This window comes from Streptomyces sp. NPDC058576 (assembly GCF_042718715.1).
In the GTDB taxonomy this organism is placed as follows: Bacteria; Actinomycetota; Actinomycetes; order Streptomycetales; family Streptomycetaceae; genus Streptomyces.
The window spans coordinates 73,213-85,459 of the sequence record NZ_JBHXPF010000033.1 but is presented as its reverse complement, the minus strand read 5'-3'; the positions used below and the strand labels follow the sequence as shown (position 1 = coordinate 85,459).

The following is a 12,247-nucleotide window of genomic DNA, read 5'->3' as shown; positions in this document are numbered from 1 at the left end:
GGCCCCCCCCCCCCCGGGGGGGGGGCGGGGGGGCGCGGGGCCCGGTGTCACAGGGGCGTCAGCACGAACGACAGGACGGTGCTCTCGGCCGGCTTCACCGGACGGACGGCGATCCGGGACGTGCGGCGGACCGCGAAAGCCAGCTGTACGTCCTCGGTGTGGACGTCCGCCGTGGTGCCGGCCGGCAGGCTGATCGCGAGTGCGGCGCGCTCACCGCGGATCACCACCCGCGCGGCTTCCACCGTCACCTCGCCGAACGTGACGAACGCGCTCTCGGCGGTCGCGGGGGCGGCGAAGGCGAACGCGTCGGTCAGCTCGACACGCGGCAGATCGCCGCGGTGCAGAGCCACCGTCCGCTTCAGCAGGCGGAGTTCGCCACCGTCGGACGGGTAGGCGCCGGTGAGGTCGTAGGCCACCTGGTCGCAGTGCTTGGAGCGGTCGAGAGCGAGGACGGCGGCCCTGTGGTCGAGCCCCTCGGCCTGCTCCAGACCGGCCGGCCGGGGTACGGAGTGCCCGAACGAGCGGTTGACGAAGAACTCGTAGCGGTGCTCGTTGAAGTAGTCGCGGGTGTAGAGGCCCCGGCCCGGGTCGACCACCAGGTCCTCGCCGCCGACCCGGACGATCAGCGACCCGATGTCGTTCTGGTTGTGCAGCTCCCGGTTGTGGCCACCCTTGACGGCCACCGCCAGCGTTTCCGGGTCTGCGGCGTTGACGCGGGCGGTGAGGCTCGCGACGCCCCGGAACCAGGTGGACGGCTCGGGCAGCGGCATCGGCCGCGGTGGTGCCGTCGTGCCCGCTGCAAGCGAGCGCAGCGCCTGCGTCACCGGGCCGTTCGCGTTCTTCCAGGTCCAGCTGGCGGACGGGGTCCCGGCCAGGTCCATCAGGCCGGGGACGGCGAACCGCTCGCTGAGCAGCACCAGGAGCGGGCCCGGGAACCGGGCACCCGCGTCGCAGTCGGAGAACGTCGGCCAGCTGTCGACCGTGATCCGGGAGTCGAGCGGGAAGCGGGCCACCCGCTCGACGATCGGCGCACCGAACCAGTCCCACGTGCCGCCCGTGCGGCGTTCGACGAGGTCGGCGAGCTGGCAGAACGAACCGAAGCCGAAGCTCCAGTAGGACGGCCCCTCGCTGGTCGCCCCGTCGGGGTCGAAGGTCTGGAGGTACTCCTCCATCGACCTTGCCGCCTTGCACAGGATGGTCGCCAGCCGCTTCTCGTCGCGCACCAGGTAGCAGGCCGCGCCGACCGCGCCGAAGCCGCACACGGCGGTCCAGTTGTTCACGTTCATGTCGGGCCGGTTGTACAGCCACCCCCAGTGGTCGTCCTCGAGGTAGGGGTCGATGACGCGCGAGGTGACCTCGCGCTCGATCCTCGCTACGAGTTCGGCGGGCAGCACGGGCCGCAGGATGTGGAGGCTCTCCGCGAGCCCGACGCCGGTCAGGGCGGAGAAGAGGCAGACGATGGGCTTCTCGGGGTCGGGCAGTTCGAGCGGGTGCTCGACGGCGTAGCAGGCCGGGAACGACCAGGAGGTCTCCTCGCAGGTCGCCCACAGCATGTCGACGAGCGCGTCGAGGACGTCGCCGTCCGGTGCGAGGGTGTAGGCCACCAGCAGGTCGGCCAGCGCGGTGCGGCGCTCGTACCAGGGCTTCTCGTACGCCGTGCGGTCGCCGGTGCGGGTGTAGGTCCGCCACTGGGAGGCGGTCAGCGGGGTGACGGGCCGGCGGGCTGCGGCCCGGCCGGTCGCCACGAGCCGGTCGAGGGTGTCGGGGGCGAGCCGGGCGGCGACGGCCTTCCACGCCTCGGTGTCGGTGACCGGGCGCAGCCGCGCCCAGTCCTCGCCCACGCCGCGGAGGATGTGCGCCACCTCGTGCGGGTTCGCCCTGGGGAGCCGGGCCGCCGCCGGCTCGTGCGCGGCGACGGCGTCGGGGGGCGGATGGTTGCCGGGGACGATCGAGTAAGGCTCCAAGGTCGGCTCCAGTGGCGCGGTGGGTCGGTTCTGTCGCTCTGGTTCGGGGTGCATGGGGTGCGGGCGGTCCGTCACGTCTTGTCGGCGGCGATCGCGGCCTGGAGTTCCTCGCGGATCCGGTCGCCGCCGCCGGTGCGCCAGGCCTTGACCTGGGTGGTGAACTTCGAGACCGGGTCGCGCCCGGAGATGACGCCGGTGAGCGTGTCCTTCATCGTTTGCGTGAGCTGGGCGTCCTTCTCGCCGGCGGTCTCGGAGTACATGCCGGTGGCCGGGTTGGCCAGTCCCAGCGGGGTCACCTTCTGCTCCCACTCGTACTGCGCCTTGCCCCATTCCGGCCGCTCCTCGCCGGCGATGACGGGGGCCCCGGTGCAGATGTAGACGAGGTTGGTCGCGTACTCGGCCTGCCCGCGCTTGGTCTGGACGGGCGCGCCCTTGTTGTCGCGCTCGAAGTGGACGCCCTCGATGCCCTGGCTTCTGAGCAGCGCCTCCTCGCTTCCGTACGGCGCGGCGAAGTAGTTGAGGATGCGCAGCAGTTCCTCGGTCCGCTTCGTCTCGCCCTTCTTGATCGCCATGATCGAGAAGGCGCCGTTGTCGAGGTACTGGACGCCCTTGCCGCCGTCGTGCCCGAACGGGACCATGGCGCTGACCTTGAGCTTCGGGTTGGAGTCCTGGTAGACGTCGTAGTACGCCTTCCAGGCGCTCAGGCTCGTCGCGTGCATGACCGTCTCGCCGCTGACGAACAGCTCCTTGAGCTGGCTGTCGTTGGTGGAGGTGGTGTCGGGGTGGAAGTAGCCCTTGGCCACCAGCTTGCGGACGTAGTTGACGGCCTCGGCGTAGGCGTCCGTCTCGTAGTCGCGGACGAGTTCGCCGTCCCTGCCCTGGCCCCACATCCGAGGAACGCCGAACATCTGGAGGAAGAAGTCGAGGCTGAACGTGTTGACGGAGGCGGAGCCCAGCGCCCAGCGCTGCTTGCGCGGGTCGGTGATCTCCTTGCACAGCGCCTCGAACTCGGCGGCGCTGGTGGGCGCGGAGTCGACACCGAGCTCGGCGAGGATGTCCTCGCGGTACTGGAGCGTTCCGCCGAACACCGGGCGGGCCAGCGGGACGCCGTAGATGCGGCCCTTCACGCGGGCGTTGCGCCAGGCGAAGGTCGGGATGCCGGCGAGGTTGGGGTAGTCGCGGACGTTCTCGCCGGAGAGCTGGTCGGACAGGTCCGCGAACCGGCTGCTCAGCAGCCTCGGCAGCCGCGGCAGGTTCATGAACAGCGGGATCTGCACCAGGTCGGGTATGTCGTTGCCGGCCATCACGCTGCCGAACTTGGCGGGAAAGTCCGAACCCGGAACGATCTCGATCTTCAGGTCCGTACCGGAGCGCTTGTTGGCCTCCTGCCACCAGGCGTTCTTGCTCAGCGCGGGCGGCGGCGGGTTGTAGCTGGCCAGGAAGAGCGAGGTGGAACCACCGGAGCCGGGCTTGTCCTTGACGGACTTGTAGTACTCGGTGATCGGAGTGAGGAAGGCGTCCTCCAGGCCGTCGGCGTTGCCGACCAGGTCGGGTTTGACGCGCAGCGCCGGGACGTAGTCCGGCAGCGGCACGCTCTCCCCGGCCGCGCCCTCGGCGGAGCCGCCCCCGCCGCACGCGGTCAGGACGGGGCTGCCCAGCGCGACGGCGGAGGCGGTCAGTGCGGCACCGCGCAGGAAGGTGCGGCGCTGGAGACCCTGGTTCGGCCTCGAGGACGGATTCATGACAGATCTCCTTCGAGCAGCACGGAAGAGGTGGCTGTGAGGGGAGGACAGGGCAGACGCGTCGACACGCGCCGATCAGGCTCCTGCGGCTGGAAGGGACAGTAAAAGGCTTACATCAGGGGGTCAAGGGATCGCGCACGCTTCGTCGCCACGACATCGGTGTGGGCGTACCGGCCGGAATGCGGCAGCATGCGGCGCGGTGAACGGAGCCCGCGGCCCGAAACCGGCAGGTCTCCGGCTCCGAACGCGTTGGAGCGGGCCGGAAAGGCGTCGTCCGTCCCACGGCCGGGGCGCGACGCCCTCCGGGGAGCCGCAGCCGGGGCACCCGCGGTCCGGCCGCTCCGCGTTGACAGCGGGTTCACGGTGCCTGGAAACTGATGTAAACGTGATCCAGTGACCGACCCGGGAGTGAATGCGCCGGCATGACCAGTACTTCGGCAGGTCCTCTGAACCGGCGCGCGACCATCAAGGACGTGGCAGCCCTCGCCGGGGTCTCCATCGCCACGGTCTCGCGCGTCCTGTCCGGCAAGGTGCCCACCACCGCCCCCGCGCACGCCAAGGTGACGCGGGCGGCGAAGGAGCTGCGCTACGTCGCCAACGCGCACGCCCGGGCGCTGCTCTCGCAGGGGCCGCGCACGGTGGCCATCCTGGTGCCGGACGTGACGGTCCCGTTCTTCGCCCACGTGGCGCACGGCGTGGAGCAGCAGGCGGCCGAGGAAGGCCGGATCTGCCTGATCGGGTCGACCAACGGCGACCTGGAGAAGGAGTTGGTCATCGGGGCGATGATGCGTGAGCAGGGCGTCGAGGCGGTGATCCTGGTCGGCGGTGTGGTCAAGTCGCCGACGTACCGGGAGCGGATGACCGACTTCGCCCGGGCGCTCGACGCCTCGGGCTCCCACCTGGTGCTGTGCGGTCGTCCGCCGCTGGGCAAGGACGCGCCGGTGTCGGTCGTGGAGTACGACAACACCGCCGGTTCGCACGCGATCACCAGCCACCTCCTGGCGGCCGGGCACCGCCGCATCCTGCACCTGACCGGGGAGCCGAACCACCACACCCCGGTGAACCGTCTGGAGGGCTACCGTCGCGCGCTGCACGACCACGGCTATCCCTACGACGAGGACCTGGTGCTGTGGCGCGGCTTCACCCGCTCGGCAGGCGCGGCTCTCATGAAACAGGCGTTGCACGACCAGCTCGACTTCACGGCCGTGTTCGCGGGGAACGACCTGATGGCCGCAGGCGCTCTGGACGTGCTCCGGGAGGCCGGCATCAGGGTGCCCGAGGACGTCTCGCTGGTCGGCTTCGACGACATTCCGCTGGCCACCGACCTGTATCCGAAGCTGACGACCGTCCACCTGCCCCACGAGGAACTGGGCAGGATGGCCGTGCGGATGGTGGTGGACCGCGACGAGCACACGCCGGTGAACTCGCACGTGGTGCTCGGGACGCACATCGTCCGGCGAGACTCCGTGCGGCGGCGCGGCGGGAGGCCGGCCGCGGAGGTGTGACCGGGCGAAGAGAGCACTTCCGCTCGCGGTCGGGAGGGCGCCCCCGTCGGCGCCGACCCGACGTCGTCGCGGCCGTCGCCCGGTGGAACGAAGCACGTCCATCCCCTTGACCCCCTTGTGTAAAGCTTTTACTGTCCTTCCAGCCGCAGGAGCGTGACCGGCGTGTTCTCCGCCGTGAATGCCGCTCCGAGCCGGGACGTGCCTCAAGGGAGACGACGACGATGGCGCTCACCGCCCGTACCACCGATCCACCCAGGCCAAAGGCTCCGCCGGACGACGAGAAGCCGGGGCGGCGCGGCGCGAAACGGTCGGGCCTTCCCGCGAACCGGCTCGCCCGGCTGCGTCGCGACCGCTCCCTGCTCTTCATGGTGATACCCGGCATATCGCTGTTCCTGGTCTTCCACTACCTGCCGTTGCTCGGCAACATCGTGGCCTTCCAGGACTACCTGCCGTACGTCGGCGTGGCTGACAGCCCGTTCGTCGGATTCGACGCCTTCCGCGCCATGTTCGACGATCCCGCCTTCTGGCAGGCGCTGTGGAACACGCTGGAGATCACGGCCCTCCAGCTGCTGCTGTTCTTCCCGGTCCCCATCGCGTTGGCCCTGCTGCTGAACAGCATCGCCAGCCAGTGGATCAAGCGGGTCGTGCAGAGCGTGGTGTACCTGCCGCACTTCATCTCCTGGGTCATCATCGTCGCGCTGTTCCAACAGCTCCTCGGCGGCTCCGGGGCGCTCAACCAGATGCTGCGCGAACGGGGTTGGGGCGTCGTCGACGTCATGACCAACCCCGACGTCTTCAGCCTGCTCGTCACGACGCAGGCGATCTGGAAGGACGCAGGCTGGGGCACCATCATCTTCCTCGCCTCGCTGAGCCTGATCGACGACCAGCTCTACGAGTCCTCGGTCGTCGACGGCGCGGGGCGCTGGCGCCGGCTGTGGCACGTCACGCTGCCCGGCATCCGCTCCATCATCGTGCTGCTGCTCATCCTGCGGCTCGGTGAGTCCCTGACGGTGGGCTTCGAGCAGATCCTGCTGCAACGCGACGCGGTCGGCCCGGAGGCCGGCGAAGTCCTCGACACCTACGTCTACTTCAACGGCGTCGCGAACGGCGACTGGAGCGTCGCCGCCGCGGCGGGCCTGCTCAAGGGGCTGGTCGGCCTCGCTCTCGTGGTGGCGGCCAACCGGGTCGCGCACGCGCTCGGCGAACAGGGGGTCTACTCCAAATGAGCACCACCACGACCCGTCCTCCCGGTGGCTCCGCGCCCCCGCCCGTCGAACGGTCCACCCCGTCGACCGTGCTCGATCGGTTCCGTCGGCGTCCCTCGACCCGCCCGGTATGGATGGAGAAGCCGACCCCGGCCGGCAGCGCGCTCAAAGGCAGCGTCCTCACGGCCGTCGTCGTCCTGGTCGTCTTCCCCTTCGTGGTCGTCATCGCCACGAGCCTCGCGGGCCAGGCCGAACTCACCCGCAACGGCGGCTTCGTGCTCTGGCCGGAAGACCCGACGCTCGACGCCTACCGCGCCGTCCTCTCAGGTGGCGTCGTCTCCCGAGCGGTCCTGGTCAGCGCCGGCGTCACCCTGCTGGGCACGGCGATCAGCCTGACGGCGACGGTCCTCGCGGCGTACGGGCTGAGCCGCAAAGGCAGCACACTGCAGCGGCCGCTGCTGCTCATCGTGCTGCTGACCTTCCTCTTCACCCCCGGCATCATCCCGAGCTACCTCGTCGTCAAGCAGCTCGGCATGCTGGACAGCTACGCGGCCCTGATCCTGCCGACGGCGATCAGCGCGTTCAACGTGGTGATCGTGCGGGGCTTCTTCCAGAGCATCCCGCAGGAGCTCATGGACAGCGCGCGCATCGACGGGGCGGGCGAGTGGCGCATCCTGGGCGTGATCGTGCTGCCGCTGTCGAAGGCGGTGATCGCGGTGGTCGGCCTGTTCTACGCGGTCGGGTACTGGAACAACTTCTTCAGCGGGCTGCTCTACCTCTCCGACTCCTCGAAGTGGCCCCTCCAGCTCGTGCTGCGCACCTACGTGCTCCAGGGCTCGCCGCTCGCCGGCCTGGACGGCTCGGGGGCCGAAGCTCTGCCGCCGCAGCAGTCCGTGCAGATGGCCGTGCTGGTCATCGCGCTCGTGCCGATCCTGTGCGTCTACCCCTTCCTGCAGAGGCACTTCACCAAGGGCGTGCTGACCGGGGCCGTCAAGGGCTGACCACTTCCCCCGGCCCGCAGGCGGGGCCGCCATGCGATCGGCGCGAGCGAACGACGGGCCACTGCGCCGTGCGAGCTCGGACGCGGACGGAATGGCGGCTCCGCCGGCCCCCCTCCCCACGCCCTTCCCGCGGCCCGGGCCGACGGTCGCGCGCTTCAAGCGCGTGCGGTCGCTCGTCACCCCCGATTCGGCTGTCCGGACGTGGTTGGCGCTCTCGCGCGGCCGGATCACGAGCCCCCGCATGTCGACCGCGGCACCGCGGCGGCGGCACCACGCCGGTGGCACCGCGCCGTGTCCGTCGCGACGGATTGAACAGTCTGACGTTTCGTGCAATTATTGTCAGCATGTCTACGGAGCGGACGGCCCATATCCTCGACGCGGCCTACCGGTGCTTCGCCCGGCACGGCGTGCGGCGCACCACCATGGAGGACATCGCCCGCGAGGCGGGACTGTCGCGCGGCGCGGTCTACCAGTACGTCCGCAACAAGGACGACGCCTACCGCAGGGTCGCCGAGCGGCTCTTCGACGAGGCGCTGGCCGCGTCACGTGATGCCGCCGGCGCGGCCGGGAGCCTCTCCGAGCGCCTCACCGCGATCCTCATGGCCAAGCTGGAGCTGGTACTCCGCATCGCGCGGGACAGCCCGCACGCCGCGGAGCTCTTCGGCGAGCAGGCCCGCCTGATCGCGGACCTCGACGCCCGGTACATGGCGGCGATGACCGACCTGCTGGCCTCGGCCGTCCGCGCCTCCCGCCCGTCGTCCACCGACCCGGCGGACGACGCGGAGCTGGCGCACCTCCTCCTCGCCCTCACCCGCGGCCTGGAGGCCGACCTGTCCGACCCGCTCGTCCCCGTACGGCGACTACGGCACGGCGTGGCGCTGCTTGTGGCCGGCGCCGCCGCTCCCCTCGACCAGGAGTCACCATGACCGCAGTTCTGATCACCGGCACGTCCTCCGGGATCGGCAGGATCACCGCCGAGCGGCTGGCCCGTCGACCGGACCTCACCGTTTACGCGACCGCCCGCAAGGTGGAGACCATCGCCGACCTCACCCGCTCCGGCGCCCGAGTCCTGCCGCTGGACGTCACCGACGAGGAGTCGATGCGGGCCGCGGTGGCCGAGATCGAGGCCGCGCACGGCTCTGTCGGCGCGCTGGTCAACAACGCGGGCTACGGCCAGTACGGCACTGTCGAGGAGACCGACCTGAACGCGGTCCGGCACCAGTTCGAGACGAACGTCTTCGGTCTCAGCAGGATGGCACAGCTGGCGATGCCCGCGATGCGGGCCGCCGGTGGCGGCCGCATCGTCAACGTGGGCTCCATGGGCGGGCGTCTGGTCTTCCCGGCCGGCGGCTACTACCACGCCAGCAAGTACGCGGTGGAGGCGCTCAGCGACGCCCTGCGCTTCGAGGCGGCGCCGTTCGGGATCAAGGTGAGCCTGGTGGAACCGGGTCTGATCCGGACCGCGTTCGGCGACACCGCGGCCCACACGCTCACCGGCTCCGCCGCGCCGTCGGGGCCCTACGCCCGGCTCAATGCCGCCGCCGACGAGCAGATGGCGAAGTCCTACCGGTCGAAGGCGCTCAGCGCCCCGCCCGAGGCGGTGGCGAAGGTGATCGAGAAGGCCGTGACGACCGCGCGGCCGAGGGCGCGGTACGTCGTCACGCCCGCCGCCAAGGCGCTCGTCCACTCCCGGCGGCTGCTCGGCGCCCGCGCCTTCGACCTCTATCTCAAGGCGCAGTTCCGGGCGGCCTGATCACGTGCGCGAACGAGCTGGGCCCGGGACGGCTCAGTCGCCGGAGAGGCCCATGAGCTGCTCGATGCTGCGCTGGGCCACAAGATCGAGGCTCTTGTCGAGGTCGTCGCCGTAGGTGCGCAGGGCCACGTCCAGGTGGCCGGTCATCGCGGCGGCGGCGGCTTCGGGGTCGCGGGCACGTATCGCGCAAAGGATCTCGCGGTGGTAGGGCACGCCCTCACGGACCACGGAGGGGTCACCGAGACTGCGGAGCATCAGCTCGAAGGTGAGGCCGGCGATCGAGCTGAACATGATCTCGATGACCTGGCTGTGCGCGGCCCGGGCGATCGTCGCGTGGAAGTCGATGTCGGCCCGCGCGCGGGAGACGACGTCGCGTGCCGCGTCGAACCGGGTCAGGCTCACATCGAGGGCCAGCAGGTCCTCCTCGGTCGCGTGCCGGGCGGCGAGCGCCGCGGTCTCGCGCTCCAGCATCAGCCGGGCGTGGATGACGTCGCGAGGGGTCGGCCTGCGCTGCCGGTAGAGCGCGTCCACGGGGCGGACCACGTCGGTGACGCGGACATCACGGACGAACGCGCCGCGCCCGGGGGCGACTTCGATGAGGCCGCGCTGTTCCAGGCCGTGCAGCACCTCCCGGACCATGGGGCGGCTCACCCCGAAGCGCTGGGCGAGCGCCCGCTCCGATTCGAGCTTGGTGCCGGCCGGCAGGTTTCCGGACAGGAGTTCCATCTCCAGGCGTTCGGCCAGGATCCGCTTCGTCGGGGCCCGTCCGGCGCGGGCGAGGCCGTCCTCGCTGCTCGCCGTCGGCGACACGTTTCCTCCACGGAGTGCGATCGGTGCGCCGGTGGGCGGCGGGTCGTCATTCCTGGTGGAACAGCGAGCAGCCGCCGTCCGCCAGCAGCGTGGCGCCGGTGATGTAGTCGGCGTCCGGTGAGCAGAGGAACGCGGCCGTCCGGGCCACCTGCTCCACCGTCTGGGGTCGTCCCAGCGGAATGGCCCCGGCGGCGCGGGCAGCATACGCGGGCTCGTTCTCCCACTGCCACTTGGCGAGTCCGGCGGCCACGATCCCCGGTGCCAGGGCGTTGACCAGGATGCCGTGGCCCGCGAGTTCCTTGGCCATCGAACGGGCGAGCATGCCCACGCCCGCCTTGGTCACGCTGTAGGCGGCTATCTCGGGCCACGGCACCGTGCCCACCCAGGACCCGGTGAGCACGATGCGGCCGGCGATCCCGTGGGCCACCATGAGGCGGGCGCAGGCCTGGGCGGTGTGGAAGCAGCCGGTGAGGTTGACCCCGAGCTGCCGGTCCCACTGCTCGGCGGTGATGTCGAGGAACGGGGCGGACTCCACGATCCCGGCGTTGGCCAGCACGAGCTCGAACGGGCCGGCCGACTCCAGTGCCGTGTCGAGGTCCGCCCGGTCGGCGACGTCGGCCCGCACGTAGTCGACGGGTCCGTGCGCGGAGGCGGTGGCGAGCCACGGTCCGGCATCGTCGGGGGACTTGACGTCGAGCAGGGTGACCCGGGCGCCGCGCCGGGTGAGTTCCGCCGCCATCGCCGCGCCGATGTCGCCGGCGCCTCCCGTCACCAGGGCCGTGCGGCCTTCCAGTTCGAGCATATGACGTCGCCCTCCCAGGTGGTGTTACCGGTAAGACCGCAGACCCTACCCGCTCCCCGGCCACCCCGCTCCGCGTCAACTGCTGTTTTTTCGCGGCGAGTTCGGGGATGAGCGCGCCGGTGGGGTTGACGCGGTCCGGTGCGCGTAGCAGTCTCGGTCCGGCTCAACTGGTCATACCGGTCTGACCGTTGAACCCCGACCTCGGTTCCGTCCGTCCGGCACCACCCGGGAGACCTGGATGAAGATCACCGCTCTTGAGACGATCCGCCCGCACGTCCAGCCCAACCTGCTGTTCGTCCGCCTGCACACCGAATCCGGCCACACCGGCCTGGGTGAGGCGTTCTTCGGCGCCCGCACCGTCGAGACCTATGTGCACGAAAGCGTCGCCCCCGTGCTCCTGGGCGCCGCCGACCCGACGCCCGAGCGGTTCGCGCGCCTGCTCACCAGCTACGTCGGCTTCCAGGGCGCCGGGGCCGAGACCCGCGGCAACGGGGCCGTCGACCTCGCGCTGTGGGACCTGCTGGGCCAACGGGCGGGACTGCCGCTGGTCGACCTGCTCGGCGGCGCCGTCCGCGACGAGGTGGACGTCTACAACACCTGCGCCGGTCCGGGCTACGTGTCCACCTCCATCCGGCAGGAGTCGGACAACTGGGGGATCGCGGCGGGCGACCGCTACGAGGACCTGCGGGCGTTCCTGGACGAGCCCGCCCGGCTCGCCCGCGAGCTCTTCGACGAAGGCGTGACGGGCATGAAGGTCTGGCCCTTCGACACCGCCGCCGAGCGGACCGGCGGCAACGACATCTCCCCGGCCGAACTCGACCGGGGCGTCGCGGTGCTGGCCGCCGTCCGCGAGGAGGTCGGCCTCGACATGAAGCTGATGGTCGAGCTGCACGGGCTGTGGAACCGGCCGGCCGCCGAGAAGATCATCGCCGCGGTCGCCCCGTACAGCCCGTACTGGGTCGAGGACCCGCTGCGCCCGGACGCGGCCAGCGCGTACGGCGCGCTGGCCCGGGTCGCGGGCGCGCCGATCGCCACCGGGGAGACCTGTGTGGGCCGCCGGGGGTTCAAGCCGCTGCTCGACGCGGGGGCGGTCGACGTCCTGACCGTCGACATCCAGTGGACCGGCGGCATCACCGAGGCCCGCAAGATCGCCTCGATGGCGGACGCCTACGGGGTGCCGGTCGCCCCGCACGACTGCACCGGTCCGGCCACGCTGGCCGCGTGCGTGCACTTCGTGTGCGCGCAGCCCAACGGCCTGATCCAGGAGACCGTCCGCGCGTTCCTGCGCACCTGGTACGACGCCCTGGTCACCGGTCTGCCTGTGATCGACGGCGGCCGGGTGCGGCCCTCGCGCGAGCCGGGCCACGGGGTACGCCTGCGGGAGAGCCTGGCGGCGGGCGAGGGCGCCGAGCGGCGGGTGTCGCGGTTGTGAGGGCGGCGCGCTGGCACGCCCGCCGTGACGTGC

10 protein-coding genes are annotated in these 12,247 nt (G+C 71.2%); 6 read left to right on the top strand and 4 right to left on the bottom strand.

What is annotated here, in order from left to right; translation table 11 throughout:
* Nucleotides 1–47: 47 nt before the first annotated feature.
* Together ACFWRV_RS22695 and ACFWRV_RS22690 are read right to left on the bottom strand one after the other, a co-directional pair.
* Complete coding sequence (locus ACFWRV_RS22695; RefSeq protein ID WP_384337314.1) at nt 48–1,964, bottom strand: hypothetical protein; 1,917 nt, start codon at nt 1,962–1,964, stop codon at nt 48–50.
* Between the two features lie 71 nt (nt 1,965–2,035).
* Nucleotides 2,036–3,706 (bottom strand): extracellular solute-binding protein, encoded by a 1,671-nt coding sequence (locus ACFWRV_RS22690; RefSeq protein ID WP_384337312.1) that lies wholly within the window; start codon nt 3,704–3,706, stop codon nt 2,036–2,038.
* 422 nt (nt 3,707–4,128) lie between these two features.
* On the opposite strand from ACFWRV_RS22690, the gene ACFWRV_RS22685 reads away from it, so the two are divergent.
* The 5 genes from ACFWRV_RS22685 (at nt 4,129) to ACFWRV_RS22665 (ending at nt 9,170) form a co-directional block, all read left to right on the top strand.
* Nucleotides 4,129–5,211 (top strand): LacI family DNA-binding transcriptional regulator, encoded by a 1,083-nt coding sequence (locus ACFWRV_RS22685; RefSeq protein WP_384337310.1) that lies wholly within the window; start codon nt 4,129–4,131, stop codon nt 5,209–5,211.
* Nucleotides 5,212–5,432: 221 nt separating this feature from the next.
* Nucleotides 5,433–6,437 (top strand): ABC transporter permease, encoded by a 1,005-nt coding sequence (locus tag ACFWRV_RS22680; RefSeq protein ID WP_384337308.1) that lies wholly within the window; start codon nt 5,433–5,435, stop codon nt 6,435–6,437.
* Nucleotides 6,434–7,417 carry a carbohydrate ABC transporter permease gene (locus ACFWRV_RS22675; protein WP_384337306.1) on the top strand — a complete coding sequence of 328 codons (984 nt, stop codon included), beginning with the start codon at nt 6,434–6,436 and terminating at the stop codon, nt 7,415–7,417. Before ACFWRV_RS22680 ends, ACFWRV_RS22675 begins: the two co-directional genes overlap by 4 nt.
* A 344-nt stretch (nt 7,418–7,761) precedes the next feature.
* Nucleotides 7,762–8,343 (top strand): TetR/AcrR family transcriptional regulator, encoded by a 582-nt coding sequence (locus ACFWRV_RS22670; RefSeq protein WP_384337304.1) that lies wholly within the window; start codon nt 7,762–7,764, stop codon nt 8,341–8,343.
* The gene (locus ACFWRV_RS22665; RefSeq protein ID WP_384337302.1) at nt 8,340–9,170 is read left to right on the top strand and encodes an oxidoreductase; all 831 of its coding nucleotides are present in this window, start codon (nt 8,340–8,342) and stop codon (nt 9,168–9,170) included. The genes ACFWRV_RS22670 and ACFWRV_RS22665 overlap by 4 nt, the downstream gene beginning before the upstream one ends.
* Before the next feature lie 33 nt (nt 9,171–9,203).
* Here ACFWRV_RS22665 and ACFWRV_RS22660 read toward each other — a convergent pair whose 3' ends face one another.
* Nucleotides 9,204–9,980 (bottom strand): FadR/GntR family transcriptional regulator, encoded by a 777-nt coding sequence (locus ACFWRV_RS22660; protein ID WP_384337300.1) that lies wholly within the window; start codon nt 9,978–9,980, stop codon nt 9,204–9,206.
* Between the two features lie 46 nt (nt 9,981–10,026).
* Entirely contained in the window at nt 10,027–10,782 is a 756-nt protein-coding gene (locus ACFWRV_RS22655) for an SDR family NAD(P)-dependent oxidoreductase (protein ID WP_384337298.1), read from the bottom strand.
* A gap of 238 nt (nt 10,783–11,020) precedes the next feature.
* Here ACFWRV_RS22655 and ACFWRV_RS22650 point away from each other — a divergent pair, with 238 nt between their 5' ends.
* Nucleotides 11,021–12,214 (top strand): mandelate racemase/muconate lactonizing enzyme family protein, encoded by a 1,194-nt coding sequence (locus ACFWRV_RS22650; RefSeq protein ID WP_384337296.1) that lies wholly within the window; start codon nt 11,021–11,023, stop codon nt 12,212–12,214.
* The last annotated feature ends 33 nt before the right edge of the window (nt 12,215–12,247 follow it).